This window comes from Winogradskyella ursingii, from assembly GCF_013403975.1.
GTDB classification, from domain to species: domain Bacteria; phylum Bacteroidota; class Bacteroidia; order Flavobacteriales; family Flavobacteriaceae; genus Winogradskyella; species Winogradskyella ursingii.
Window position 1 is genome coordinate 45,756 of the sequence record NZ_JABFDH010000002.1, and the last position, 25,838, is coordinate 71,593.

General features: G+C 35.9%; 27 protein-coding genes and 1 pseudogene. 4 read left to right on the forward strand and 24 right to left on the reverse strand.

Features of this window, described 5'->3' with window-relative positions; translation table 11 throughout:
• Nucleotides 1–49: 49 nt before the first annotated feature.
• From pcaF to HM983_RS04070, 13 genes and pseudogenes are all read right to left on the reverse strand, one after another.
• Complete coding sequence (pcaF, locus tag HM983_RS04015; protein WP_179344120.1) at nt 50–1,261, reverse strand: 3-oxoadipyl-CoA thiolase; 1,212 nt, start codon at nt 1,259–1,261, stop codon at nt 50–52.
• A gap of 237 nt (nt 1,262–1,498) precedes the next feature.
• A complete protein-coding gene (gene ypfJ, locus HM983_RS04020; protein WP_179344121.1) occupies nt 1,499–2,359 on the reverse strand; it encodes a KPN_02809 family neutral zinc metallopeptidase in 861 nt (286 codons plus the stop codon).
• A gap of 28 nt (nt 2,360–2,387) precedes the next feature.
• A complete protein-coding gene (locus tag HM983_RS04025; protein WP_179344745.1) occupies nt 2,388–2,795 on the reverse strand; it encodes a hotdog fold thioesterase in 408 nt (135 codons plus the stop codon).
• Nucleotides 2,796–2,918: 123 nt separating this feature from the next.
• On the reverse strand, nt 2,919–4,076 hold the full coding sequence (locus HM983_RS04030) for a 3-hydroxyacyl-CoA dehydrogenase NAD-binding domain-containing protein (protein WP_179344122.1): 1,158 nt from the start codon (nt 4,074–4,076) through the stop codon (nt 2,919–2,921).
• A gap of 63 nt (nt 4,077–4,139) precedes the next feature.
• Nucleotides 4,140–5,072 (reverse strand): threonine ammonia-lyase, encoded by a 933-nt coding sequence (locus HM983_RS04035; RefSeq protein ID WP_246277477.1) that lies wholly within the window; start codon nt 5,070–5,072, stop codon nt 4,140–4,142.
• 69 nt (nt 5,073–5,141) lie between these two features.
• Nucleotides 5,142–5,462: pseudogene (locus HM983_RS15790) on the reverse strand (endonuclease domain-containing protein); the annotation flags it as partial.
• Between the two features lie 54 nt (nt 5,463–5,516).
• Complete coding sequence (locus tag HM983_RS04040; protein ID WP_179344124.1) at nt 5,517–6,299, reverse strand: enoyl-CoA hydratase-related protein; 783 nt, start codon at nt 6,297–6,299, stop codon at nt 5,517–5,519.
• 109 nt (nt 6,300–6,408) lie between these two features.
• Nucleotides 6,409–6,909: a 1,2-phenylacetyl-CoA epoxidase subunit PaaD gene (gene paaD, locus HM983_RS04045; RefSeq protein WP_179344125.1), complete on the reverse strand. Its 501-nt coding sequence runs from the start codon at nt 6,907–6,909 to the stop codon at nt 6,409–6,411.
• Between the two features lie 77 nt (nt 6,910–6,986).
• Nucleotides 6,987–7,742 carry a 1,2-phenylacetyl-CoA epoxidase subunit PaaC gene (gene paaC / locus HM983_RS04050; RefSeq protein ID WP_179344126.1) on the reverse strand — a complete coding sequence of 252 codons (756 nt, stop codon included), beginning with the start codon at nt 7,740–7,742 and terminating at the stop codon, nt 6,987–6,989.
• 137 nt (nt 7,743–7,879) lie between these two features.
• Nucleotides 7,880–8,167, reverse strand: coding sequence for a 1,2-phenylacetyl-CoA epoxidase subunit PaaB (paaB, locus tag HM983_RS04055; RefSeq protein WP_179344127.1), 288 nt, complete (start codon nt 8,165–8,167; stop codon nt 7,880–7,882).
• Nucleotides 8,168–8,216: 49 nt separating this feature from the next.
• Entirely contained in the window at nt 8,217–9,173 is a 957-nt protein-coding gene (paaA, locus tag HM983_RS04060; RefSeq protein WP_179344128.1) for a 1,2-phenylacetyl-CoA epoxidase subunit PaaA, read from the reverse strand.
• A 156-nt stretch (nt 9,174–9,329) separates the two neighbouring features.
• Entirely contained in the window at nt 9,330–10,403 is a 1,074-nt protein-coding gene (locus HM983_RS04065; protein WP_179344129.1) for a 2Fe-2S iron-sulfur cluster-binding protein, read from the reverse strand.
• A 116-nt stretch (nt 10,404–10,519) separates the two neighbouring features.
• Nucleotides 10,520–11,089 carry a TetR/AcrR family transcriptional regulator gene (locus HM983_RS04070; protein WP_179344130.1) on the reverse strand — a complete coding sequence of 190 codons (570 nt, stop codon included), beginning with the start codon at nt 11,087–11,089 and terminating at the stop codon, nt 10,520–10,522.
• 89 nt (nt 11,090–11,178) lie between these two features.
• On the opposite strand from HM983_RS04070, the gene HM983_RS04075 reads away from it, so the two are divergent.
• Nucleotides 11,179–11,484: a rhodanese-like domain-containing protein gene (locus tag HM983_RS04075; protein WP_179344131.1), complete on the forward strand. Its 306-nt coding sequence runs from the start codon at nt 11,179–11,181 to the stop codon at nt 11,482–11,484.
• A 7-nt stretch (nt 11,485–11,491) separates the two neighbouring features.
• On the opposite strand, the gene HM983_RS04080 is transcribed toward HM983_RS04075, so the two are convergent.
• Nucleotides 11,492–12,106 (reverse strand): DUF4230 domain-containing protein, encoded by a 615-nt coding sequence (locus HM983_RS04080; RefSeq protein ID WP_317166952.1) that lies wholly within the window; start codon nt 12,104–12,106, stop codon nt 11,492–11,494.
• A 405-nt stretch (nt 12,107–12,511) separates the two neighbouring features.
• Here HM983_RS04080 and HM983_RS04085 point away from each other — a divergent pair, with 405 nt between their 5' ends.
• Complete coding sequence (locus HM983_RS04085; RefSeq protein ID WP_179344132.1) at nt 12,512–13,366, forward strand: hypothetical protein; 855 nt, start codon at nt 12,512–12,514, stop codon at nt 13,364–13,366.
• A 1-nt stretch (nt 13,367) separates the two neighbouring features.
• On the opposite strand, the gene gldC is transcribed toward HM983_RS04085, so the two are convergent.
• Both gldC and gldB read right to left on the reverse strand, forming a co-directional pair.
• The gene (gene gldC, locus HM983_RS04090) at nt 13,368–13,706 is read right to left on the reverse strand and encodes a gliding motility protein GldC (protein ID WP_179344133.1); all 339 of its coding nucleotides are present in this window, start codon (nt 13,704–13,706) and stop codon (nt 13,368–13,370) included.
• Nucleotides 13,706–14,665, reverse strand: coding sequence for a gliding motility lipoprotein GldB (gene gldB, locus HM983_RS04095; RefSeq protein WP_179344134.1), 960 nt, complete (start codon nt 14,663–14,665; stop codon nt 13,706–13,708). Before gldB ends, gldC begins: the two co-directional genes overlap by 1 nt.
• 91 nt (nt 14,666–14,756) lie before the next feature.
• Here gldB and nadE point away from each other — a divergent pair, with 91 nt between their 5' ends.
• Nucleotides 14,757–15,545, forward strand: a complete 789-nt coding sequence (nadE, locus tag HM983_RS04100) for an NAD(+) synthase (RefSeq protein WP_179344135.1) — start codon at nt 14,757–14,759, stop codon at nt 15,543–15,545.
• 127 nt (nt 15,546–15,672) lie between these two features.
• The gene (locus HM983_RS04105; RefSeq protein WP_179344136.1) at nt 15,673–16,305 is read left to right on the forward strand and encodes a response regulator; all 633 of its coding nucleotides are present in this window, start codon (nt 15,673–15,675) and stop codon (nt 16,303–16,305) included.
• A gap of 5 nt (nt 16,306–16,310) precedes the next feature.
• Here the strand turns inward: HM983_RS04105 and dnaG are convergent, their stop codons facing one another.
• From dnaG to HM983_RS04145, 8 genes are all read right to left on the reverse strand, one after another.
• Nucleotides 16,311–18,275: a DNA primase gene (gene dnaG, locus HM983_RS04110; protein ID WP_179344137.1), complete on the reverse strand. Its 1,965-nt coding sequence runs from the start codon at nt 18,273–18,275 to the stop codon at nt 16,311–16,313.
• A gap of 177 nt (nt 18,276–18,452) precedes the next feature.
• Nucleotides 18,453–19,550, reverse strand: coding sequence for a hypothetical protein (locus HM983_RS04115; protein WP_179344138.1), 1,098 nt, complete (start codon nt 19,548–19,550; stop codon nt 18,453–18,455).
• A gap of 161 nt (nt 19,551–19,711) precedes the next feature.
• Nucleotides 19,712–20,476, reverse strand: a complete 765-nt coding sequence (locus tag HM983_RS04120) for a hypothetical protein (RefSeq protein WP_179344139.1) — start codon at nt 20,474–20,476, stop codon at nt 19,712–19,714.
• Nucleotides 20,463–21,026 carry an RNA polymerase sigma factor gene (locus HM983_RS04125; RefSeq protein ID WP_179344140.1) on the reverse strand — a complete coding sequence of 188 codons (564 nt, stop codon included), beginning with the start codon at nt 21,024–21,026 and terminating at the stop codon, nt 20,463–20,465. Before HM983_RS04125 ends, HM983_RS04120 begins: the two co-directional genes overlap by 14 nt.
• 208 nt (nt 21,027–21,234) lie before the next feature.
• Nucleotides 21,235–22,212, reverse strand: a complete 978-nt coding sequence (locus tag HM983_RS04130) for a polyprenyl synthetase family protein (RefSeq protein ID WP_179344141.1) — start codon at nt 22,210–22,212, stop codon at nt 21,235–21,237.
• Between the two features lie 46 nt (nt 22,213–22,258).
• A complete protein-coding gene (gene rlmN, locus HM983_RS04135) occupies nt 22,259–23,299 on the reverse strand; it encodes a 23S rRNA (adenine(2503)-C(2))-methyltransferase RlmN (RefSeq protein WP_179344142.1) in 1,041 nt (346 codons plus the stop codon).
• 178 nt (nt 23,300–23,477) lie between these two features.
• The gene (gene queA, locus HM983_RS04140) at nt 23,478–24,527 is read right to left on the reverse strand and encodes a tRNA preQ1(34) S-adenosylmethionine ribosyltransferase-isomerase QueA (RefSeq protein WP_179344143.1); all 1,050 of its coding nucleotides are present in this window, start codon (nt 24,525–24,527) and stop codon (nt 23,478–23,480) included.
• Nucleotides 24,528–24,599: 72 nt separating this feature from the next.
• Nucleotides 24,600–25,823: a 3-phosphoshikimate 1-carboxyvinyltransferase gene (locus HM983_RS04145; RefSeq protein WP_179344144.1), complete on the reverse strand. Its 1,224-nt coding sequence runs from the start codon at nt 25,821–25,823 to the stop codon at nt 24,600–24,602.
• Nucleotides 25,824–25,838 lie beyond the last annotated feature (15 nt).

Consider the following 25,838-nt stretch of genomic DNA (forward strand, 5'->3'; position numbering starts at 1 on the left):
ACCTCTTGCTATCTATATTCTATATTCTATGAGCGTAGCGGTCTATTTTCTATTCTACTCGTTCAATAATAGCTGCATATCCTTGACCAACACCAACGCACATAGTCACTAAAGCGTAGCGCTTGTTTTGCTCTTGCAACTCTAAAGCCGCGGAATATGCTAGTCTTGCTCCTGTAACGCCAAGTGGATGCCCAATCGCAATAGATCCGCCATTTGGGTTCAATCTTGGGTCATCATCTGCAAGTCCCCATTCCCTAGTACATGCCAATGCTTGTGCAGCAAAAGCTTCGTTAAGCTCAATTATATCCATATCATCCAAAGTCAAGCCTGCTTTTTTGAGCGCTTTATTTGAAGCTTCTACCGGACCGATGCCCATAATTCTTGGCTCCACACCAACCACTGCCGAACTTACAATTCTTGCTAATGGTTTTAAATTGTATTTTTTTACTGCGTCTTCTGAGGCGATAATCGTTGCTGCTGCGCCATCGTTTAATCCTGAAGAATTTCCAGCTGTGACGCTGCCACCTTCTTTTTTAAAGGCTGCTCTTAATTTTCCTAAAACTTCTAATGAGGTATTAGGTTTAATAAATTCATCCTCAGAAAATTTAATTGGGTCTTTTTTGCGCTGTGGAATTTCCACGGTCACGATTTCTTTTGCCAGCCTTCCATTCTCTTGCGCCTTAGTTGCTTTCATTTGGCTCCAATAAGCGAACTTATCTTGGTCTTCTCTTGAGATGTCATATTTTTCTACTAAATTTTCGGCAGTCACTCCCATGCCATCGGTTCCATATATTTCGTGCATTTTTGGATTAACAAATCTCCATCCGAAACTAGAATCGTACATTTTGGAATCGTTACCAAAAGCACTTGATGGTTTTGCAATGACGTATGGTCCACGCGTCATATTTTCTACACCTCCTGAAATAAAGAGGTCTCCATCTCCAGCTTTAATAGCTCTGTTTGCATGGATAATTGCCGATAAGCCCGAACTGCAAAGTCTGTTTACCGTTTCGCCAGGAACTGTAAATGGTAGTCCGGCTAATAATGCTGACATTCTCGCTACGTTTCGATTGTCTTCTCCTGCTTGATTGGCGCAACCCATAATGACATCGTCGTACGCTTCTTTTGGGATGTCTGGATTTCTTTTTACAATTTCTTCAATGACAATGGCTCCCAAATCGTCTGTGCGAACTGCAGATAACGTGCCTTTGTAATTTCCTATTGGTGTTCTAATTCCGTCTATTATGTATGCTTCTTTCATTCCTATCCCTAGCCCTTTCCTGAGGAAAGGGAACTTTTTTAATTATTTTTATTTTTTTTGGCGTTACCTGAAGGTCGGGCTTTCCGCTATATCTTTTTTGATGTTGGCTTCGAGAACCTCAGCCATAACTAAAAAAGGATGTCGCTTCAATCCCTAACGCACTAACTTGCTATGTTTTTTTCTTGACTCAAGTTCATTGCCTTTTTGCCAAGAGATTCCTGCCTGCGCAGGAATTGTTCAATTCAAGAGGGCAGAAAACGTATCACCGTTTCTCATATCCCCATTGTTATAGCCTTTCATAAACCAATCCATACGCTGTTTTGATGTTCCGTGTGTAAAACTATCTGAATTCACGCTTCCTCTGGTTCGTCTCTGTATGGCATCATCTCCAACCGCTCTTGCTGCACTCATAGCCTCCTCAATATCGCCAGCTTCTAATAATTGCTTATTATGATGAGCCCAAACTCCTGCGTAAAAATCAGCTTGTAACTCTTGTGCGACAGATAATTTGTTTGCCTGTGTTTGATTCGATTGCGACTGTAATTGACGAACTTTGCTCGATGTGCCCAAAATTGTTTGAATATGATGGCCAACCTCGTGAGCCGTTACATAGGCAATGGCAAAATCACCTCCTTTAGCTCCAAATCGCGTTTTCAATTCATCAAAAAAAGCTAAATCCATATATACTTTTTGGTCAGCCGGACAGTAAAAAGGTCCTGATGCCGAACTGGCACTACCACAAGCAGTATTGACCGCACTCGTAAATAAGACCATGTTTGGTTCTTTGTAGTCTCCTAAACTGTTTTCTCTAAAAAGCCTACTCCAAGTTTCTTCGGTATTTATAAGTAAGAAATTCATAAATTCACCCATAGCTTTATCTTGTTGGGTTAATTCACGTTGCTCTACTTGTTGTGTAGTTTGAGAGCCACCAACTTGTTCAATTATTGGTGCCAATTGTTGGCCAGTTTCCCCACCAAATAATTGCAATAAAATTACAACTACTGCGATTACGCCACCACCAGCCGCTAATTTACCTTTATTGCTCATCCCTCGACGGTCTTCGAAGTTATCGCTTTTTTTTCTGCGTTGCCATTTCATAATTCGAAATTTGATTGGTTAACTATTTCTATTCTTCCCATTGTTTTTGAGTTCGATAAACGACTCCTTTGAACAAAGCTACTAATTCTTCTCCACGTTTCACTTCTACGATGTTAAAACCTAGTCTGTTATTTACTTTTTCGATAACGGATTCAGCGACTAAGTAATCGCCTTCGTTTAATGCTTCGATATGATTGATGCTTGTTTCAATTGAAACTGCATAGTTGCCGTGTGTATTGGCCGTAAATCCGAATGCTGTATCTGCTAATGAATAGCTTATTCCGCCATGTGCTTTGTTCATGCTGTTTAGCATATCCTTTCTAACGGTCATTGCTACCTTGCATCTGCCAATTTCACATTCTAAAATTTCAATTCCTAGCCATTGGCTGTAGGCGTCTTGGCTAAGCATTTTGTGTGGTATATCTTTTCCTTTCATTCCTATCCCTAACCCTTTCCAAAAGAAAGGGAATTTGTTCAGTTTATATTTATATGTCATTGCGAGGACAAAGAACGTGGCAATCTTTTTAAGAAATTCCTTCACTTCGTTAGGAATGACGCTCTAATTAAAAAACGTTCTATTCTCTCTATTCATTTTTCGCAACAGCGGACTACAACGGTATCTATCTTCGTGGTATTCGTTATATAATCGGTCTAATGCATCAACACATTTATCGATTCCTATCTCGTCTGCCCAAGCCAATAAACCTTTAGGATAATTCACACCTTTGGTCATGGCATTATCAATATCTTCTGCTGAAGCAATATTTAAAAACAAAGCATCTGCAGCCTCGTTGATAAGCATTACTATAACTCTATTAAATATTTTTTCCGCTAGTGCTTTATCCTCTTTTGGATTAGGTTTCGTTGCTCCTTCCGAATAATCGTAATAGCCTTTTCCTGATTTTCTACCTAAATAACCAGCTTCTGCAAAACGTTTCTGCGTAAATGCTGGCTTGTATCTTGGGTCGAAATAAAATGCGGTAAATACGGTTTCAGTAACAATATAATTAACGTCATTTCCTATAAAATCCATAAGCTCAAATGGTCCCATTCTGAAACCACCAATAGTTTTTAAACTCCAATCGATGGTTGCAAAATCGGCTATGCCTTCTTCATAGATTCTTAATGATTCTCCATAAAACGGTCTAGCGACTCTGTTGACAATAAAACCAGGTGTGTCTTTTGCAACTGCTACAGTTTTTTTCCAATCCTTAATTGTTTGAATTGATTTTTCCAAAACGTCTTTTGAAGTTTGAATCGCAGGAATCACCTCAACCAATTTCATTAATGGTGCTGGGTTAAAAAAGTGAATTCCGATGCAACGCTCTGGTTTTTTTAATGAGGCAGCTATAGAAGCAATAGACAAACTTGAAGTATTTGAAGCTATGATACAATCGGCAGAAACATAACCCTCTAATTCTGAAAAAACTTTTTGTTTGATATCAAGGTTTTCTATAATGGCTTCGATAGTTAAATTTGAATCAGATAAATCTTTCAAATTATCTACATAGCTAATGTTTCCTTGAATTCTGTTTTTTTCGTCAGAATCAATTCGGCCTTTTTCAATTAATCGATTTAGGATTTTTTCAAGTGATGCTTTGGCTTTATCTAAAGCAGCTTGATTGGTATCGTATAATTTTACTTTACAATTAGCAGTTGCGGCTACTTGTGCGATGCCACTTCCCATTGTTCCACTTCCTATAATTCCTATGTTCATGTTTTTATTTTTCATTTTGAAAACACCCCTAAAGTCCCCTCAAGGGGACAATCCTTCAAATAATCAAAAAGGTAGATTTGTTATATCAACATTTCCGCCAGATAAAATAATTCCGACATTTTTATTTTTAAATTCTTCTTTATTCTTTAGTACTGCTGCAAAAGGTACTGCACACGATGGTTCAATGATGATTTTCATGCGTTCCCAAATGAGCTGCATAGCTTCGATAATTTCGTATTCTTCAACACGAATAATCTTCTCAACGTGTTTTTGAATGATTGGAAAATTTCTATCGCCCAAATTGGTTCGTAAGCCATCAGCAACTGTATCTGCCGTATCGTTTGTTTCAATTTTACCTGAAATTAATGAGCGATAAGCATCATCTGCTTCCATTGGCTCTCCACCTATAACTTTACATTTATTCGAAAAAAAATGTGCCGCTAAAGCAGTTCCGGCAATGAGACCTCCACCTCCAACAGGCGTTAGTATCACATCTAAATCCGGCTGTTCTTCCAGTAGTTCCATTGCTGCAGTTGCATTGCCGTAAATTACTTCAATCTGGTTGGATGGATGTAAAAATGATGCACCCAGTTCCTCCTTAACCTCGTTAGCTTTTTTTTCTCTTGCTTTGGCTGTGGATTCGCACTCAATTATATTTCCACCGTAAGTTTTAACTGCATTTTTCTTAACCTGTGGTGCATTTTCTGGCATTACAATATTCGCCTTTACATTCATTTTTTTTGCCGCCAACGAAACTGCTTGTGCAAAATTACCTGAAGAATGTGTTACCACTCCTTTTTGTCTTTCACCTTCTGATAGCGATAATATAGCATTGGTTGCACCTCTCATTTTAAAGGCACCCATTTTTTGGAAGTTTTCACATTTAAAGAATAAGTTGCATCCTGCTTTTTCATTTAACAATTGTGATGTAAGTACAGGTGTTTTGTGAATGTATGGTTTTATCCTTTCGTGAACTTTTATGAGGGTTTGTTTCAAATTGTCCCCTTGAGGGGACTTTAGGGGTGTTATCAAAGATGTCACTTTTTCTTCAAGAGTCATACAAACACTGAATATATTATTCTTGACATCGCTATCAGAAAACCTAACAAACTTCACTCCTTGATTTTCTAATTTATTCTGTCTATTAGCATCTTCAAAATATCTAAATGCATGTGAATTACCATCTATTTCAATGGCTAGCATTAATTCATGACAATAAAAGTCAACGATATAATCCAGCATAGGCACTTGCCTGTGAAACTGAACTCCTAAGGTTCTATTTTTTATGTTTTTCCATAATAAAACCTCAGCTAAGGTGCTATTTTTTCTTAGCTCTCTTGCAAGCTCTTTTAGTTTTGGATTATATGGAATTATTTTATTTTTCAATTCTTTACACCCCTAACGTCCCCTCGAGGGGACAATCTTTCGATTAACCTTTTTTTAATTTCCTTTAAAATTTGGCTTACGCTTTTCTATAAATGCGGCAACGCCCTCTGCGTAGTCGTTACTGCTTGCAGCTTCGATCTGTAATTTAGACTCTAAAGCCAGTTGAGCGTCCAAATCATTTGTCATTGATTTATTGAACAATTCCTTAATCATACCCAATGCTTTTGTTGGCATATTTGCTAGTTTCTGTGCCAAGCCATTGATTGTTGCTTCGAACTCATCTGTTGAAACGCACTTATAAATCATTCCCATTTTCTCTGCCTCTTCCGCTGAAATTTTATCTCCTAACATCGCTAAAGCTAAAGCTTTTTGGAAACCAATTAATCGTGGCAAAAAGAATGTTCCTGCGCTATCAGGAATTAGTCCTATTAAACTAAAAGCTTGAATAAAGCTCACTTTTTCATGTGCCACTACAATATCGCAAGCCAGTGCAATATTTGCTCCAGCACCTGCTGCTACTCCATTTATGGCTCCAACAATCGGTTTTTTAATATTTCTGATTCGTGTGATTATTGGGTTATAATGTTCTTCTAATATTTTTTTGAACCCTGGGTTTAGTTCTGGCGAAGTGACTTCTTTTAAATCTTGACCTGCGCAAAATGCTTTTCCGCTTCCAGTAAGTACAATTGCTCTCACTTCAGAATTTCGCTCACAATCATCTAGGATATCCTGAAGAGTTAATGCCATTTCGCGGTTGAAACCATTGAATACTTCAGGTCTGTTGAGCGTGATGTAGGCTACTTTGTTTTCTATTTTTAGTTTTATACTTTCTGTCATATTTATTTTTTTATTGTGGATTCACATCACACTTCGACAAGCTCAGTGGAACAGTGTGGAATGACAAACCTTATGAGATACTGAAACAAGTTCAGCATGACGACAACTCTTATTTTAAACATTTAAAATAATCGAAAGGCTCTTGACAATCGTCACATTGAAACTGTGCTTTGCATGCTGTTGAGCCAAACTGACTTACCAATCGCGTGTTTTGCGAACCACAATTGGTACATTTTACGATTCGTTTTCCGTTTAGTAAAACATCTTTATCTGCTTCCGCGCCTAAAGGTGCCGCTATGCCGTAATCTTCTAATGCTTTTCTCCCTCTCGGTGTTATCCAATCAGTCGTCCAAGCTGGATGTAAGATTAATTCAATTTCTGAATTATAACCTGCTTCTTTTAATGCTTTTTTTATATCATCTCCAATGACATCCATTGCTGGACAGCCACTGTAAGTTGGTGTAATTTCGACTTTTACCGTATTATTTTCTATGACTGCAGAACGTACAACTCCCATGTCCATGATTGAAAGGACAGGGATTTCTGGATCTGAAACACCTCCCAAAATTGGAATTAGTTTCTTGTCTATGTTTTGTTCTGTTGTTGTCATAATTTTGAGACCTCTCGACTACGCTCGAGGTGACGGATTGGTTCAGTTTATGAGATTCTTGCTTTCGCAGAAATTTGTTACCATTCCATATTAGGATAAGCGCGTTGCATGTATTGCAGTTCCGCTAATAAATATCCCATGTGCTCTGTATGAATGCCTTTTTTCCCTCCTTTTTGGAAGTATTTTGATTCTGGCACTTCTAATGTTGATTCTTCTAAAAGTTCACTAACATTCTCGTAATAATCTTCCTTTAACTTAGTAACATCAACACCTATACCTTCCTTAACCATCGCTTTATCGGCTTCAGTTTGATGAAATAATTCATCAGTATAAGTCCACAAATCGTTTATGGCTTCTTGCATTTTTGTTTTGCTTTCTTCAGTTCCATCTCCTAAGCGCTTTACCCAGTCTGAAGAAAATCGCTCATGGTAACGTACTTCTTTGATGCTTTTTTTCGCAATGGCAGAAAGCGTTAAATCCTTGCTTTTTTCTAATTCTGTAAGAAATGCCAAATGATATACATCGAATAGAAACTGACGTCCAATAGTATATGCGAAATTCGTATTTGGCTGTTCCACCAACAATACATTTAGATATTCTCGCTCTTTACGGAGCATGGCAATATCGTCTTCAGTTCTCCCGTCATCCGCTATTTTAGCCGCATATTGAAAGTAGCTTCGCACTTGACCGAATAGGTCCAAAGAAACATTGGTACAAGCGATATCAGTTTCCAACGTTGGACCATGGCCACAGAGTTCTCCCAATCTTTGTCCCAGGATTAAAGAGTTATCTGCGATTCCGAGTATATAGTTGTATAGGTTTTTGTTTTTCATTTCTTATTGAATTGAGATGCTTCGACTCTTCGACTGCGCTCAGTGCGGAAAAGCTCAGCATGACATTTCGTTACATTTTAAATAATTCATTATTATGAGATCCTGAAACGAGTTCAGGATGACAAACCATAGATTTGTTACATGTGCTTCACCTCATCTGGCAAATCGTAAAATGTGGGATGCCTATAGACTTTGTCCTGAGCTGGCTCAAACATTTCACCATTATTCTCAGGGTTTGAAGCTGTTATGTTTTTGGATTCTACAACCCAAATACTTACACCCTCATTACGTCTTGTGTAAACATCTCTTGCATTTTCCAATGCCATTTCTGCATCAGCAGCGTGAAGGCTTCCTGAGTGCCTGTGCTCTAATCCGTTTTTACTTCTTATGAAGATTTCCCAAAGGGGCCAGTTTTTTGTTGACATAATATTTATTGCTAAATACCTACAAGGTTTTAAAAACCTTGCTGGATAATTAAACCGCTTCTTTTTCTTTTCTGTTTTGTTTCTTTTCGGCATGAGCCATTGCTGCATCTCTGACCCATTCACCTTCTTCCCAAGCACCGACTCTTGCTTTCATACGTTCTTTGTTCATAGGACCATGACCCTTGACAACTTGCCAGAATTCGTCCCAATCAATTTCACCAAAATCGTAACTACCGCGTTCTTCATTCCATTTTAAGTCTGGATCTGGAATCGTAAGTCCGATTAAATCTGCTTGTGGTACTGTTTGGTCAATGAACTGTTGACGTAAGTCATCGTTGGATTTTCGCTTTAATTTCCATTTCATGGATTGCTCCGTATGGATAGATTCTGCATCTGTTGGACCTAACATCATAAGACTTGGCCACCACCAACGGTTCAATGCATCCTGAGCCATTTCTTTTTGCTCTGGAGTTCCATTAGCCAACTTTATCATGATTTCATAACCTTGACGTTGGTGAAAACTTTCTTCTTTACATACACGAATCATCGCACGTGCATAGGGTCCGTAAGATGTATTACATAATGGTACTTGATTGATAATTGCTGCACCATCTACTAACCAACCTATAGCTCCCATATCTGCCCAAGTAACTGTTGGGTAATTGAATATTGAAGAGTATTTTGCTTTGCCTGTATGTAGTTGCTCATACATTTCATCTCTGGAAATCCCTAGAGTTTCAGTTGCAGAGTATAAGTATAAGCCATGACCGGCTTCATCTTGAACCTTGGCCAGCAAAGCCACTTTTCGTCTTAACGACGGTGCTCTTGTGATCCAATTACCTTCTGGAAGCATACCTACAATTTCGGAATGCGCGTGTTGGGACATTTGACGAATATGCGTTTGGCGATACTTTTCTGGCATCCAATCTTTAGGTTCGATTTTTTCGTCACGTGCTATACGTGCTTCGAACTGTTCTTCTAAATTTTTTATTTGTTCTTCACTCATAATTTTTAGCTTTTAGCTATTGGCTTTTAGCCTTTAGCGTGTTGAACTTTAATTTTTTTCCTATCCCTAACCCTTTCCAAAGGACAGGGAACTGATACTTATATTTTTTGATTTATTATGGATTCCTGCCTACGCAGGAATGACAAATCATTACAATTAAACATCAAAATCCACAACCACTTTATCGGTTGTTGGTACGGCCTGACAGCTTAATACCAAGTTTTGACCTACTTCTTTTTCATCCAAGGCGTAGTTTATTTTCATTTCTACGCTTCCTTCTTTTACTTCGCATTTACAAGTACTGCAAACGCCACCTTTACAGGCGAAAGGCAAATCTGCTCCTGCGTTTAAAGCAGCGTCGAGAATGTTATCGAAATCCTTTGTCATTGTAAAGGCGAACTCCTTTCCTCCATCTACAATGGTGACTTCTGTACCTTCAACATTTTGCTGCGCTAACCTTTCTGCTCTTTTAATATCTTCATCCGAAAGTCCTTTTACGAACAGCTCAAAATGAACCAATTCTTTTGGTAATCCTGCTTCGACCAAATAGTTACTTACATATTCTACCATTTGCTCGGGACCGCATAGAAAGACTTCGCTCGTGTCCGGAATATCAATGAACGTGTTGGTGAGCAGTTTCATCTTTTCATCATCAAATCGCCCATTGAACAAATCAATATCACGTCGTTCCTTAGTGAGAAAATAATAAATCTCAAGTCTTCCGAAATACCTGTTTCTCAACTGCTCCAATTCTTCTTTAAAGATAATGGATTTTGCTGTTTTATTCACATAAAACAACTTGCAAGTTGAATTTGGCTCTTGTGCTAAATGCGATTTTATCATTGATAACACTGGCGTTATACCACTTCCTGCTGCAAAAAAGAGATAATTCTTTGATTTTTCTGAACTAACTTCTACACCAAATGTACCACTTGGTGTCATAACCTCTATGGTGTCACCAGCTTCCAGCTCTTCATTAACGAAAGTTGAAAATTTGCCTCCAGGAATCAGTTTTACAGCAACTTTCAATTTATTCTCAATAGGACTTGAGCATAATGAATATGATCGACGCACGTCTTCACCATTGATATCTGCCTTAAGCGTTAAGTGCTGACCTTGACGAAATTTGAATTCCTCTCTTAATGCCGGAGGAATTTCAAATTCAATTACAGAAGTGTCATCGGTCTCCTTATATAAATCTGCAATTTTTAACTTGTGAAATTCTGCCATTCCTATCCCTAACCCTTTCCTAAAGAAAGAGAATTGTTATCTGATTTAACTTAATCTTACTGAACAAACTAACACTTGTTAGTTTGTGTAGCAAATATACAAAATAATATTCTTAATTAGATGTTAATTCCCTCAATGAGAATCTCACTTAGGCCGTTGGCTAGTTCATTTGAATTAAGTGTATCCTTTTTAGGAATCCACAAGTAAAGTGAACGCAACGTTGAAAGCATGGAAAACATAATAATTTCAGGATTACTATTTTTTATTTCATTTGCTGAAATTCCTTGTTCTATTATGGATAGAAAATTGGCTTCATATTCATTTCTAAGCTTCAAATAATACTCTAGTTGATCTTCGAGATGCATCCAATCGTTATTTAACGCTGCTATTCCATTGGTATTATTAGATGATATGCTGACGTGAAGTTCTACAACTTTTTTAAGTTTTGAAATGTTAGACTGTTCCGAAGCTATAATCGCCCTCATTCCATGGGTAAAATCTTCCGCAACTTCAATTATAATAGCTTTGAGAATATCTTGTTTTGAATTGATATGATTGTAAAGACTCGCTGCTTTGATACCCATTGCCGAAGCTAAATCCCTCATAGTTACAGCACTGTAGCCTTTTTCTTTAAAAAGTTTGGCGGCAGTCTTAATAATTTCCTCTTTTCTGGTTACCTTTTTCATCCTATCCCTAACCCTTTCCTGAGGAAAGGGAATATAAAATTCACTATCGTTTTCAAATTGTAATTTGTAAATTTAACCAAAAAGAAACTATGGGATTTTTGGAATATCTATTTGGTACTAAGAAGCGAAAAGTTGAAGAATATATTGAGAATGGAGCAGTTATTTTAGATGTGAGAAGTCAACGGGAATGGGATGCAGGACATATAGAAAACTCGATACATATACCATTGGGCGAATTAAATAATCGTGTTGATGAAGTTAAACAATTAAATAAACCCGTTATAGCCTGTTGCGCTAGCGGAGTACGTTCTGCTAAAGCTTCAAAATTTTTGAATCTTAATAATATTAATGCTATTAACGGTGGAGGATGGGTTAGCGTGAAGAAGAAACTCTAATCATTTGTCAATCTTTTAAAATCCCGATATTTTGAAGCCCTTCAAGACTTTCAACTGGTGCTTGGTTGTATTCTAAGGTCCAACCTAAGGAATTGGTTAGAATAAAGAATTTTGATAGTTCGCTAATCAATCTATTTTCCGCGTTGGATTTTAGATCTGATGCTTCAATTTTTTTCATCAGTTGTTTTTTAACCGTATTCTTAATATCGTTATAATCCTTGGCTTCAAACTGGTTTAAATAATCTGCCTGTACATCGTAATATTCCAAGTCTGGACTGACTTTTATTTCTTCTTTAGGAATGCTTAAAATTCGTAATGTTTTGGTAGTTTCATCAATTTCATATTCAATTTTACTTAAGTCATAAGCCACAGTGACATCAGCATTTACGACCACTAAAGCTTTCTTTTCAACTTCAATAAAATTCCCGAATAACGCCTTTGAGTTTTTATAGCTGAAAACTTCACTAAAATGGCCTTCGGTCACAATTAGTTTACCAACATTTTTAACTTGCTCTTGAATGAGCGCTGAATGCTCCTTGAGCTCAATTTTATCTTCGTTTTTATCTCCACAGTATTTGAAGGTAAAAAGAATAATCAGTGTAATAATAACGCCAAATAGTATTTTTCACATAGGCTAATTTAATAAAATTAAACCATCCATTTTGAAGAAAAAAATATCTTTAAAACTAGAGACATTCAGGATTCAAAGTTAACCAGTGATTCTCACAGTAAGTTACTGAACTCTTTCCCACCCCATAATATTGATACAACATCAAGACAATTTTAAAATAAAATAAGACAAACCGAAACCATCACAATAAACAATTTAAGAATTCAGACGTTCCACCTTGGCACCTAATTTTGGTTTTTTGTCGAAACACCTTACCTATTAACCGAATAATTTAGCATTGTATCTAAATCTTGGTTATGACAAAATCTTTGCCCTTAATTTTGATTTTAAATAGCTACATATCCTATTAGGAATGTCGTTATTTAATTGTTTCCCAAAAACAAAAAAAACCTACTTATGAAACTACTGTATACTATAGCAATCCTGCTATTGACCTCACTTGTTTATGGTCAAAAATCTACATTAATCCAAAACGTTAATATTGATGCCAATGAATTAAAGCACCGGCTCAATATTTCAGGCGACAGCTTAATTTTAGAAGGAGAAAGAAAGATCGATAAAGTAAATATCTTTAATAGTGATTTTCAACAAAGCTTCATCGTTCAAAAAAATTCCACTATAATTCCTTTAAACAAAGTACCTGTGGGTAGATTTGTTACTGAAGTAAAACTTAGGGACAAACATGTTATTATAACGCTACTACGTCATGATATCATTAAAACGACACCGGCGTTGGCAAAATTAAATGAATCTAGAAATTTCGTAAATCTTGATGTTGTGCCATTAATTGCAAAAACAGCTCAGAATAAAAATGATGAAACGCAAACTTTAGAGAGTGACGACCTGATTAAAGAGAATGAGATTCTCGATACTAAAAACAGCATACTGACAAACGAAAACAAAGATGAATTATCTACCACATTTGTTGATAAAGGTAGAACAGAAAAAACCCCTGAAAAAATACGAACTGCTTATTGGGTAATCAACATGATTAACAATGGTCATAGTTCACGCAAAGTGACTAAATTTGCTGATATAAAAAATGTTGAAAGACTTATAGAGCAGCACCAATTGGACCTCAAATCAAAAAACGGAAAATTTAATGAGCTTACGATATTGGAGGTTTATGACACCAGAAGTTTCTTGAAATTTAAACGTATAAACAAAGATTTCAGAACTTCGAGAGATTCAGATGAAAGTTTCAATTCCTACCCTTATTTTGAATCGACCAAACATTCAAGAGCATTATAATTTACTGTTTTTTAAGTTCTAACTTCTCGGCAAAATAATCGCAAAAATCTTTCATAGTTGCGGTCATTTTTTCGTCTTGAGTAGCCCTTAAAAATGTATCGCTCATAGTGACCAAAGTCTGATGAAAGAAAAGTTTCATTTCATCAACCGGCATATCTTTAGTCCAAAGATCAATCTTTAAGGTTTCTTGAGCATTGCTGTCCCATACAGATAACATTAATGCTTTAGCTTCTTCATTGTCAATGCCGCCATCTTGGGCAGACCATTTTAGTTTCTCTGGCACTCGGTTTTCGTCGAGTTCTACATTCAGTTCAATTTTAGATGTTATGGTTTTGGACATTATTTTCTCGGTTTATATTTTGATTTATTAAAAAGAAATTCGGGTTCAGTTTGCATAATTTCCATGATATCCTTACCTGAATTTATAGCATAAGCTCTCACAATTTGCCAACCTAAATATTGGCCTAATCGTCCAGGCGATTCATTATCTATCTTTTCCAAATAGAATTTAGAAAATGGTGCATTAGCAATAAAGCGTGCCGACAATTTATTATCTGAGCTGTACAATAGTTCTTTCTCTATAAAATAGCTCCAAATTGAACTTTCATTGGCTTTAGCCCATTCTAACTGTTTTTTGGTATAACCTATTTTTTCTGTATCAGATAAAAATGGTGTCATGACATCTTTAAAATAGAGCAATTTGCCAAAATAGACCATTTCATCCAACAAGGTCTTTCTGTTAGTTTGATAAGCGTATTGATTAGCATAACCCTCTGCGACATCTGCGATGATCTGTTGCTTCGTCATATTTTCCGTGATATATTTTGGGAAACTTTGGTAGAATTTATGTTCACTTCCCAAATAGTTATCCAAAGCAATTAAAACCAAAGAATCGTTCACAATGACACTGTTTCTATAATCCACATCATTGGTCAATGTTACTACCCTCGGTGCTTCAAAAGTCTTCTCGTAATACTTGAGGTGTTGAAATAAGCTTTCCAAATGATCTTTTGTTTCATTTAGATTAGTAAATTTAGATTTCACTTCATTTAGCAATTCAACCTGAAGCGTATCGTTCATTTTTGCTATTACAACTGAATCTGGCACACGTTTAGAAAACAAAAACGGAAATTGGTTTTTTAAATCTTGTAAATCCTCCGGATTCGCTTCCATAAAAGCAGTATCAAAGCGCTCAATGTTAAAATCGACATCAATCGCACTAATTTCTTCCGCAAGTTTTGAGTCATTATCACAAGAGAGTAAACACAACCCAAATAATAAAATAAAATAAATTCTCATAGGCTTACAACAAAACATTTTTAATGTTAACTGCTTTCCGTTATTTTTGTTATGCAAAGGTACACTTCTTTGTGTTAAATGATCAAAAATTATGCAAACAGAAAAGGTTGTAAATCATATTGTAAATTGGTTAAAAGAATATGCCACTAATGCCAAAGTCAACGGTTTTGTGATTGGTATATCTGGAGGAATTGATTCGGCAGTAACCTCAACCCTTTGTGCAAAAACCGGATTGGATTTGCTATGCTTGGAAATGCCGATTCATCAGGCGGCAAGTCACGTTACTAGAGCACAAGAACACATTACTAATCTTAAAAAACGTTTCCCAAACGTGTCAGACAGTCGTGTAGATTTAACCCCAGTTTTTGAAGAATTTAAAACCGAAGTCAGTTTAGAAGGAAAACAAACCACAGTGGATATGGCACTTGCTAACACAAGAGCAAGACTAAGAATGACAACACTATACTATCATGCAGGTCTCAAAGGTCTATTGGTTGCGGGAACAGGTAACAAAGTGGAAGACTTTGGTGTTGGCTTTTACACCAAATATGGTGATGGAGGTGTGGATTTAAGTCCAATTGCAGATTTGTTAAAGTCTGAAGTTTATGAAATAGGCCAGAATCTCGAGGTGCCTGATTCGATTATGAAAGCGGCACCAAGTGATGGGCTATTTGGTGATGCGAGAAGTGACGAAGATCAGATAGGAGCCTCGTATCCTGAACTGGAATGGGCAATGCAAATGAAAGACGAAGGAAAATCAGCTGATGACTTTAAGGGCAGAAAACGTGAAGTTTTTGAAATATTTATGCGCTACAACTCATCAAACAAACACAAGATGATTCCAATACCAATTTGCGAAATTCCCAACAAATTAAAATAAATGTTGCATTTTATCGAATAAATATTTAGTTATGTTAGAATTTCGTTATTTTTGTTTAACAAATCTCCCCTAGATAGCGTTTGCTTATTTTTTTACTGAACTAACAAACCAAAAAAAACCATTTATCATGATACAAATTCTGATTGTGGACAATCATCCTATTGTGAGAACTGGCCTAGAACTTTTTCTTAATAGTAAGCCAGATTTCAAAGTCGTCGGCACACTGGGCAGTGGAATAGAAATATTTGATTTTATCAGACAAAATAAAGTCGATGTAATTATCTCTGAAGTAGATCTACCCGAACTCAATGGAATTACGGCTTTACGTGCCATAAAGAAAGAAAATCAATCCATCAACGTACTCATGTTTAGTCATCAACCTGAGGAAATTTATGCTATAAGCACGTTAAAAGCTGGTGCTTCCGGATATCTAAATAAGGCTGCTAGTACTGAAGCAATTGAGACAGCAGTACGCAAGATTCATGGTGGAGACGTATCTCTTAGCGACAAAATGGATAAGCATTTGAGATATGAAGATACGCGTAAAAGTAGAAGTCGATTATTCAAAAAGCTTTCTACCCGAGAGGTCGAAGTTTTAAAGCTACTTTCCATCGGAAGAAAAAACAAAGAAATTGCTGAAGAATTAGACATCAACGAAAAAACAGTTAGCACCTATAAGGCCAGATTGTTTAAAAAACTGAATGTAAATAATATTGTGGACTTGATTCATCAAGCCAAACACCACAACCTTACGGCATAATTAAATTAACCGCCAATAACTTTACCTAATTTACGAGATAGTAGCATTTTGAGACCTACGTAGTCTTTTACATCTTCTATTATAGTTCTAGAATCTGATTCTTCCCGCAGCGTATCATTTTTATATTCTGCCACTTTTTTATCTATTAAATTACATCTCAAACTCAAGATAGTCTGACTTACCAACTGCGAAATTGTATGTTCCTTTTGTTTGGGTATGATCTGATTGCGTTGCCAATCGTGCAATCGGTATTTTTCATCTTCCATTAAAATACCAGTAACCATACTAGCCGACTCTTGGTCTAATTGATTTATAAAATCTTTAGTAGAAAAATTTTCATCTTGATTTAACCTGTCAATGATGCTATAATAAAGAGCTTTAAATTTTTCATTGGAAAATTGCATTTCGTCTTCTTGGAGATCTAAATATATTTTTTCAAAAACACGGGTTTCGTGGACGGTTGGCTCTAAAAGTAAATCGCCCGAAGCTTCGTCTTCTTTCAAAATTAAATCTTCAAATTGCTCTTTCCTATCTCCGTAAAGCATTAAAATTTCAATGATTTTACGTTCCAATTCATATTGAACATCAATTTTCCGTTTTGGTTGTTCGTTTTTTACAACTTCAAATGCTTTTTGCTCTTGTTTGAACTGTTTATTGGCTTCTAGTGCATCTTTTTTATTGATTTGCGCCAAAGTATTAAAAAGAACATTTTCGCTAATATCCATGATCCGTGCGCATTCTTGAACATATACCTCACGCTTAATCTGATCTGGAATTTTGGAAATACTGTTTACAATTTCCCTTATAGTCTCAGCCTTCTTAATTGGATCATTAGAAGCTTCTTTTACTAATAAAGATGCTTTAAACTGGATGAAATCCATGGCATTTTCCTCAAGATAATCCTTAAGTTCCGTTAAAGAGTTAGATTTGGCAAAACTATCAGGATCTTCACCATCAGGAAACATACAAACTCTCACATTCATTCCCTGTTCCAATATTAAATCAATACCTCTAATGGACGCCCTAATCCCAGCTGCATCACCATCAAAAAGAACCGTTATGTTATTTGTTAACCTATTTATTAGACGAATTTGATCTGGAGTCAATGCCGTACCCGAAGAAGACACTACATTTTCGATACCAGTTTGGTAAAATTGAATAACATCCGTGTAACCTTCAACCAAAAAACAATTATCTTCCTTTGCTATAGTTTGCTTGGCAAAATACAAACCGTATAAAATCTTGCTTTTGTGATAGATTTCACTTTCAGGTGAATTAAGATATTTTGCCGCTTTTTTATCGTTTACAAGAATTCTTCCTCCAAAGCCTAATATCCTTCCGCTCATACTATGAATAGGAAACATAACGCGACCCTTGAATCTATCAAAACGCTTCTCTCCTTTAACAATTGTGAGACCTGTTTTCTCCAAAAACTCCAACTTATAGCCTTTGCCTAATGCCTCATCTGTAAAGGCCTGCCACTCGTCTAGTGCATATCCCAATTGAAACTTTTCAATAGTTTCCTCTGTAAAACCTCGCTCCTTAAAGTAGCTCAGACCAATCGATTTACCTTGGTCTGTTTTATGAAGTATTTTTTGAAAATACTCATTTGCATATTCACTGACTAAGTAGAGACTTTCGCGTTCGTTCGCCTGCTCCTTTTCCTCATCGCTTCTTTCTGTTTCTTCAATTTCAATATTGTACTTTTTGGCGAGATATTTTATAGCTTCTGGATAAGTAAAATGTTCATGCTCCATTAAAAAACTGACGGCATTACCACCTTTACCACTTGAAAAGTCTTTCCAAATTTGTTTTACAGGACTCACCATAAAACTTGGTGAACGCTCATCCGTAAATGGACTCAAGCCCTTAAAATTACTTCCTGATTTTTTTAGCTGCACAAAATCACCGATGACCTCTTCTACTCGAGAGGTTTCAAAAACTTTGGCTATGGTGTTCTGTGTGATCATACTATTTCCTACGAAGGCAGAAATTTTTTAATGAATTTGACAACATAATGGATTCCTGTCTTTGCAGGAATGACAAGTCTGTAAAATTAAGGTAAAATTTAATTTGCTGAAATATAAAAAAATAAAAAGCCTTAGCTAAAAAAGCTAAGGCCAATTAACACTGAAAATATTGGTTGGTTAGTCCATATCAAATCTCAAACCTACGGAAATGGTGTTTTGTTCAATTGCTTGGTCCTTAAACAAAGGATTAAGATCGTATTTCACATAAACAGCTGTGTCTCCAAAAGCCACATAACCACTAAGACCATATATAAATTCGTTGACGTTAAAACCTCCACGCTGCTTATCTTTTTCACGATTACCATCTTCAGAATATTTTAGTTTTTGTCTGTGCGCCAAATTAATGCCAGCATAGCCACCAAGACCCATTTTAAACTTTTTACGTGTCGAATATCTGAAATAAGTATCACGTTCAATTTTTTCTGAAGGCCCAAATTCAAAATGAAGCGGAAACACTAAATTAGTTGTTCTGAATTTTGCTTTTTTTAGATCCAGTGGAAATTCCTCAAGGGTTATATCTCCATCGTTGTTCACAAAATAGTTGTTGTCTTTTATATCCAACTTATTCCAGTGTATTGAAAATCCATACTTTAAACGTAAGAAATTAGAGTTATCAAAAACCCTTGTCTTCCAAGCATATCCGAGTTCTACAAATCCTGAACCACCTAATTTATATGGGGAATCATCTATTGATTGACCGTCAATTAAGGTATTATTAAAACCAATTGCAAAGACAACATCGGTTGTGGTACGCCTGTCATAAATTCTAGGTTTGTCATCAGACCGTTTTCCTAAATAAATAAAACTATCGCTGTGATCTTCACTTCCCCCAATTCTAATAACAAAAGAATCTCCGTAGTTGTTATTTCCAACCTTATTATCCTTATTTCTAACCAATAAAGCAATCTTGTTATCAATTATTGCTAATCGGTTTTCAATATTTGCTGCTCTCTTTTTTGCTGCTTCTTTTTTAAGTTCTTCTGCTTGGGCAGCAGTAATCTCTTTTTGATCCAACCTTCTGTTTATCGCACTAATTTCTTTTTTCAGTGCTTCCCGTTCCTCGGCTTCGATTTTCTGTTTTTCTTTTTGAAGGATTTCAATTTCATAGCTGATTTCCGCTACCGAGGTAGAATCTATTTTCTTTTCCTGTCCTTGTACATTTACAGTAACTAATGAAATCATTAGAAACACTGCGATTCTTGTAATTGTGTTCATAATTGTTCGTTTTTTGATTAATGATTATTGATGAAAATTTTATCTAATTCTATTAAAATGCCGCTTTGAGAGCCTCAGTTACCATACTTCGGGTACCTCAGTGACCGCGCTTAGTGTGACATTGTATCTTCTCTTTTATGAGATCCCGTTTTCAAGAGATTTTAATTATTCCGCTCAGCAACTGCAGTTTTTACCGTCTCAAAACTTGTCTTTAAGGCATCAAAAACTCGACTTCTAAATGATTGGCCCATTTCATCCTCTACACTTTGCAACAGTGCTTCAGCATTTACTGATTGTGCAGATTCTTTGAGTTGCTTATCCATTAAAAGCTCTTGACTTGCCAGTTTTAATAATGAGTCTATTTCTCTATCTGTGACTCCAGTATTTTCGGATTTTAAATCCTCTAGTGCAGATGCCACTGCTCTTCTCATTAACAACTCATCTTCGTTTAAAACTGATTGTTTTTTAGCTTCGATTTTTTCATTCATTTTTTCTTCTTCAACAGCATTTGAAGCTAGTTGTATCCTTTCCTTTTTATTAGTCTGAATTGTCGATTTATATTCTATTATTTCTGGTTCCTCGGTTGTTTTTTGCTCTTGAGGTATTTCAACTTTTGGTTCTGCTTCGTTTGCCAATTCAATAGTTTCAATTTTATTTAGAGTTGAATTCTTTTTCTCTTCGTTTTGTTCTTCTACAAGAATAGGCAGACCGGATTCTGACTCGCCTGAACCAAAAAACTGATATGAAACCGTAAACATTATTACAATTGCAGCCGCCATGCCCAACCACCAAAACCACGGGTTTTTAGTTGGCTTTTCTTCTGCTTCCAATCTATTGGCCAACTTAGACCAGCTATCGGACGATGGTGATAGGCTCCGCTTTTCGAGCTTATCTTTTATTTGTTCTTCAAATTTAATTGGTGCCATAACTGGTGTTATTAAGTTCTTTAATTTTAGTCTGAAGCATTTGTCGTGCTTTAAATAATTGCGACTTTGATGTGCTTTCTGTGATTTTTAGTAGGTCTGCAATTTCTTGATGTTTGTAACCTTCAATCGCATACATGACAAAAACCATTTTGTAACCTTCCGGAAGGCTGTCGATGAGCTGCTGGATTTCCGCTACTTCAATATTAGTTTTGATATTATTGCTGTAATCCTTTTCTAAATACTCATCTTCCGTTGCAAATTCAATCCGCTTTTTTTGCCTTAAATATGAAATGGCCTCTCTTACCATGATTCTTCTTATCCAACCTTCAAAACTGCCTTCGCTTCGGAATGACTTTAAATTTTTGAATACTTTGAAAAATCCATTCAGCATCACCTCTTCTGCCTGATGCACGTCTTTAATATAATATCTGCAAATACTTAGCATTTTAGGCGCGTGCAACTCGTACAACACATGTTGTGCTTCACGATTTTGTTTCGCAGCTCTTTGTATGAGTTTTGTTTCGTTTTTATGAAGTTGAATAACTTTCATTGCATAAATTACACTTGACCTTCTATTTATATAGACGCAAATATTGGACTAATGGTTGTCTGGAACGAGAAAAATAATTAATAAATTTTTTAATTATCTGATTTTTAAGGTTTTATTTTCAGAGTGTTACTTTTTTTCAATAAAATAATTATGAATTTTTACTCTAAAAATACGCTTAAAGTCATCTCAAGGGAAATATTAAAAAAGATTATTTTTTTCTATCAATCACATAATCTACCATGAGCTTAAGCGAGGCTTTGTATTGTGATTCAGGATAATGGGATAGTAGATTGAGTGCTTCTTCTTGGAAAGATTTCATTTTTGAAACAGCATATTCTAAACCACCTTTTTCTTTAACAAAAGAAATGACTTTCTTAACGCGTTTCTTGTCTTTATTATGGTTTTTTACTGAATTGATAAGCCATGATTTTTCTTTTTTAGAACAATTGTTAAGAACATAGATGAGTGGAAGCGTCATCTTTTGTTCTTTGATATCGATACCTGTTGGTTTTCCAATAGCTTCTTCCCCATAATCAAACAAATCATCTTTAATCTGGAATGCCATACCAATAAGTTCGCCAAACTTCCGCATAGCCTCCACATCTGATGAATTTGGTTTTACCGAAGCGGCACCTAAACTGCAACAAGCCGCAATAAGTGTTGCCGTTTTTTGTCTGATGATATCATAATAAATATCTTCTGTAATATCTAATTGTCTAGCTTTTTCAATTTGAAGCAGCTCTCCCTCACTCATTTCACGAACGGCAACCGAGATAATTTTTAACAAGTCAAAGTCATTGTTATCTATTGAAAGCAGAAGTCCTTTAGACAGCAAATAGTCTCCGATAAGTACCGCAATTTTGTTTTTCCAAAGGGCATTAATGGAGAAAAATCCACGACGTCTGTTGCTATCGTCTACTACATCATCGTGTACCAAGGTTGCTGTATGTATCAACTCTATAACCGAAGCCCCTCTGTAAGTACGATCGCTCACTTCGCCGTTATTCATCATTTTGGCCACCAAAAAAACGAACATTGGCCGCATTTGCTTGCCTTTTCTATTGACAATGTAATGTGTAATCCTATTGAGAAGTGCGACCTTACTTGACATTGCGAGCTGAAACTTTTGTTCAAAAAGTTCCATCTCGTATGCGATGGGTTGTTTAATCTGTTCGGTAATTTTCATCTAACTAGAATCGTATGCTAAGACAAATATAAACTTCTAAAACCATTTATCCTTTATTTGCCAGCTGCCCACAAGCGGCATCGATATCCTTTCCTCTACTGCGTCTTACAGTAACCGTAATATTATTGGCTTCAAGAACACTCACATACATATCCAATGCTTTTGGATTAGCTTGTTGAAATTGGCCGTCATCAATTGGATTGTACTCGATTAAATTGACCTTGCTCGGTGCAAATTTGCAGAATTCCACTAGGGCATCCACATCCTTACGACTATCATTAATACCCTCCCACACTACATATTCATAGGTAATTCTATTTTTGGTTTTGGCATACCAATATTCTAAAGCCTCTCTTAAGTCTTTTAAAGGAAATGTTGAATTGAAAGGCATTATAGAAGTACGCACCTCATCAATTGCTGAGTGCAGCGATACAGCAAGCTTGAATTTCACCTCGTCGTCTGCCATTTTTTTAATCATCTTAGGCACACCTGAAGTTGACACTACAATACGTTTTGGTGACATTCCCAACCCTTCGGGTGATGTAATTTTTTCTATGGCTTTTAATACATTATTATAGTTCATCAACGGTTCTCCCATTCCCATAAATACGATGTTGCTCAACGGTCTGTTATGGTATAAACGACTTTCGTTATCAATGGCGACTACTTGGTCGTAAATTTCATCCGGATTGAGATTTCGCATACGCTTTAAACGAGCTGTGGCACAGAATTTACAATCCAGACTACATCCTACTTGTGAAGATACGCAAGCCGTTGTTCTTGTTGCTGTAGGGATTAAAACGGATTCTACTATTAAATCGTCATGAAGTCTAACGGCGTTTTTTATAGTACCGTCAGAACTACGTTGCATCTGATCTACTTTTATATGATTAATCACAAAATTATTCTGAAGCATTTGACGTGTTTGCAATGAAACATTGGTCATATCCTCAAAACCATGTGCTCCTTTTTTCCATATCCACTCATAGACTTGATTTCCACGAAAAGCCTTATCACCTTGTTTCACGAAAAATTCTCGCAGTTGTTCTTTGGTAAGTGCCCGTATGTCTTTCTTTTTTACTTCCATTGAATGCAAAAGTAGTGAAATGTATTGTTTAGTTCGATTTTATGCGTAATGGCATAAAATTTAAAATTTGCTTAGACTTGTAATCTATGAATTTTTATAGATGCGTCTTAGCATATAATAATTGATTGCATAAAAAAGCCTCAATTAAGAGGCTTTAAGATTTATTATATTTCGATAATTATATAATGAGCATGGCATCACCATAAGAATAGAATTTATACTTTTCTTTTACGGCTTCTTCGTATGCTTTTTTCATGAAATCGTGACCAGCAAATGCAGATGTCATCATCAACAAAGTTGACTTAGGTGTATGAAAATTGGTAATCATACAATTAGCAATGCTAAAATCATATGGTGGAAAAATAAACTTATTGGTCCAGCCCTCAAAAGCATTTAACCTGCCACCTGATGATACTGAACTCTCAATGGTTCGCATAGAGGTAGTACCAACAGCACATACACGCTTCTTGTTTTCAATACCTTTATTTACTTTAGCAGCAGCTTGCTCTGTGATGACGATTTCTTCGCTATCCATTTTATGCTTAGACAAATCTTCAACTTCAACAGGATTGAATGTTCCTAAGCCAACATGAAGAGTTACCTCAGCAGTTTCAACACCTTTAATTTCCAATCGTTTTAATAAATGCTTAGAAAAATGCAAACCAGCCGTTGGTGCTGCTACCGCTCCTTCATTCTTAGCAAATATAGTTTGGTAACGGTCTTCATCTTCTGGCTCTACATCTCTTTTAATATATTTTGGAAGTGGTGTTTCACCAAGCTCTGTTAGTTTTCTTCTAAAGTCTGTGTATGAACCATCATATAAAAAACGCAAAGTACGCCCTCTAGATGTAGTGTTATCGATGACTTCTGCTACTAATGTCTCATCTTCACCAAAATACAACTTATTACCAATTCTAATTTTACGTGCTGGATCTACTAATACATCCCAGAGACGCTGATCTTGGTTTAATTCTCTTAATAAAAACACTTCAATACGTGCACCCGTTTTCTCTTTATTACCAAATAAGCGCGCCGGAAATACTTTTGTATTGTTTAAAATCATTACATCACCTTCGTCAAAATAGTCGATAACATCCTTAAAAAGCTTGTGCTCTATGGTTTGTTTTTCTCTGTTTAAAACCATCAATCTGGCTTCGTCTCTATGTTCTGCGGGATGCTCAGCTAATAATTCGTCTGGAAGGTCAAAACTAAAGTTTGATAATTTCATAGGTAATGTCTTAATTTTTTAGAAGTTGCAAATATACAATCTCAAGATAGGGGTTGTCAAGTAAATGAGCGTTTATTTTACTTGAAATCCTATTGTGCTCAAATCTTCCCAAAATTCTGGATAGGATTTACTCACTACATCACCTTTTTCGATGATTAAATTTGTTCTTAGAGCCAAGGGCGCAAAAGCCATTGCCATTCTGTGATCATTGTATGTCGCGACCGAGATTTTGTTATTGATTGTTTGAGATGAATTGAGGTGCAAACTCTCATCAGTTATATCTACTTGTGCACCAAATTTTTCCAATTCGGTTTTTAAGGCAATAAGTCGGTCGGTTTCCTTTATTTTCAAAGTATGCAGACCTGTCATTTTACATTCTGCACCTAAACCGAATGCAGTAACTGCAATAGTTTGTGCAATGTCTGGCGCATCATTTAATTTGAAATTTAAATTTGAAAGATTGTCCTTTTCAACTTTTGTTAATTTAATTTGATTGTCTTCAAAATTAGTTTCAACACCAAAATTCTTATAAATCTCAGCCAAGACCGAATCGCCTTGTAAACTCTCTTTTTTATAGGATGAAAGTGTTATTTCAGTTGCAACAGCACTTAAAGCTACGATACTGTAAAAGTAAGATGCAGATGACCAATCGGATTCAACGATCAAAGTTTTTGGTTCAACTTTATCAATAATTGGTTTAACTATAATTGTGTTTTTTTTAAAATTAGTTTCAATTCCTATTTCATTCAACAAGCTCAATGTCATTTTAATGTATGGCACTGAAGTGATTTTTCCGTTAAGTTGAATTTCTAATCCGTTATCTAATTTTGAAGCAATAAGAAGTAAGGCTGAAATATATTGACTGCTGACATTTGCATCCAGACTAACTTTATTTTTTGCCAATTTTGTACCCTGAATTTTCAAGGGAGGAAAACCTTCATTCTCTAAATATTCGATTTTTGCACCTAGCGCTTTTAATGCATCAACCAAGATTTTAATTGGACGCTCTTTCATTCTTGAGGAACCCGTAATTGTGATTTCCCTGCCTTCCTGAATTGAAAAATAAGCTGTTAAAAAGCGCATCGCAGTACCAGCATGATGAATATCTATAAAGTCACTACCCGTTTTAATAGCTTTTTGCATTAAAACTGAATCATCTGAATTTGAAAGATTTTCAATTTTAATATTTGGATATAAGGCCTGAAGTAAAAGTAAACGATTAGACTCGCTCTTTGAACCCGTTATTTCTACTGCCGATGATTTATGGATTGTTGATTTTTGAAGCGTAATATTCATATAAAAAAGATTCCC

Excerpts from the sequence above, each read along its gene's own strand:
- pcaF (WP_179344120.1), bottom strand. The coding sequence starts at position 1,261 with ATGAAAGAAGCATACATAATAGACGGAATTAGAACACCAATAGGAAAT.
- ypfJ (WP_179344121.1), bottom strand. The coding sequence starts at position 2,359 with ATGAAATGGCAACGCAGAAAAAAAAGCGATAACTTCGAAGACCGTCGA.
- HM983_RS04025 (WP_179344745.1), bottom strand. The coding sequence starts at position 2,795 with ATGAAAGGAAAAGATATACCACACAAAATGCTTAGCCAAGACGCCTAC.
- HM983_RS04030 (WP_179344122.1), bottom strand. The coding sequence starts at position 4,076 with ATGAACATAGGAATTATAGGAAGTGGAACAATGGGAAGTGGCATCGCA.
- HM983_RS04040 (WP_179344124.1), bottom strand. The coding sequence starts at position 6,299 with ATGACAGAAAGTATAAAACTAAAAATAGAAAACAAAGTAGCCTACATC.
- paaD (WP_179344125.1), bottom strand. The coding sequence starts at position 6,909 with ATGACAACAACAGAACAAAACATAGACAAGAAACTAATTCCAATTTTG.
- paaC (WP_179344126.1), bottom strand. The coding sequence starts at position 7,742 with ATGAAAAACAAAAACCTATACAACTATATACTCGGAATCGCAGATAAC.
- paaB (WP_179344127.1), bottom strand. The coding sequence starts at position 8,167 with ATGTCAACAAAAAACTGGCCCCTTTGGGAAATCTTCATAAGAAGTAAA.
- paaA (WP_179344128.1), bottom strand. The coding sequence starts at position 9,173 with ATGAGTGAAGAACAAATAAAAAATTTAGAAGAACAGTTCGAAGCACGT.
- HM983_RS04065 (WP_179344129.1), bottom strand. The coding sequence starts at position 10,403 with ATGGCAGAATTTCACAAGTTAAAAATTGCAGATTTATATAAGGAGACC.
- HM983_RS04070 (WP_179344130.1), bottom strand. The coding sequence starts at position 11,089 with ATGAAAAAGGTAACCAGAAAAGAGGAAATTATTAAGACTGCCGCCAAA.
- HM983_RS04075 (WP_179344131.1), top strand. The coding sequence starts at position 11,179 with ATGGGATTTTTGGAATATCTATTTGGTACTAAGAAGCGAAAAGTTGAA.
- HM983_RS04085 (WP_179344132.1), top strand. The coding sequence starts at position 12,512 with ATGAAACTACTGTATACTATAGCAATCCTGCTATTGACCTCACTTGTT.
- gldC (WP_179344133.1), bottom strand. The coding sequence starts at position 13,706 with ATGTCCAAAACCATAACATCTAAAATTGAACTGAATGTAGAACTCGAC.
- gldB (WP_179344134.1), bottom strand. The coding sequence starts at position 14,665 with ATGAGAATTTATTTTATTTTATTATTTGGGTTGTGTTTACTCTCTTGT.
- nadE (WP_179344135.1), top strand. The coding sequence starts at position 14,757 with ATGCAAACAGAAAAGGTTGTAAATCATATTGTAAATTGGTTAAAAGAA.
- HM983_RS04105 (WP_179344136.1), top strand. The coding sequence starts at position 15,673 with ATGATACAAATTCTGATTGTGGACAATCATCCTATTGTGAGAACTGGC.
- dnaG (WP_179344137.1), bottom strand. The coding sequence starts at position 18,275 with ATGATCACACAGAACACCATAGCCAAAGTTTTTGAAACCTCTCGAGTA.
- HM983_RS04115 (WP_179344138.1), bottom strand. The coding sequence starts at position 19,550 with ATGAACACAATTACAAGAATCGCAGTGTTTCTAATGATTTCATTAGTT.
- HM983_RS04120 (WP_179344139.1), bottom strand. The coding sequence starts at position 20,476 with ATGGCACCAATTAAATTTGAAGAACAAATAAAAGATAAGCTCGAAAAG.
- HM983_RS04125 (WP_179344140.1), bottom strand. The coding sequence starts at position 21,026 with ATGAAAGTTATTCAACTTCATAAAAACGAAACAAAACTCATACAAAGA.
- HM983_RS04130 (WP_179344141.1), bottom strand. The coding sequence starts at position 22,212 with ATGAAAATTACCGAACAGATTAAACAACCCATCGCATACGAGATGGAA.
- rlmN (WP_179344142.1), bottom strand. The coding sequence starts at position 23,299 with ATGGAAGTAAAAAAGAAAGACATACGGGCACTTACCAAAGAACAACTG.
- queA (WP_179344143.1), bottom strand. The coding sequence starts at position 24,527 with ATGAAATTATCAAACTTTAGTTTTGACCTTCCAGACGAATTATTAGCT.
- HM983_RS04145 (WP_179344144.1), bottom strand. The coding sequence starts at position 25,823 with ATGAATATTACGCTTCAAAAATCAACAATCCATAAATCATCGGCAGTA.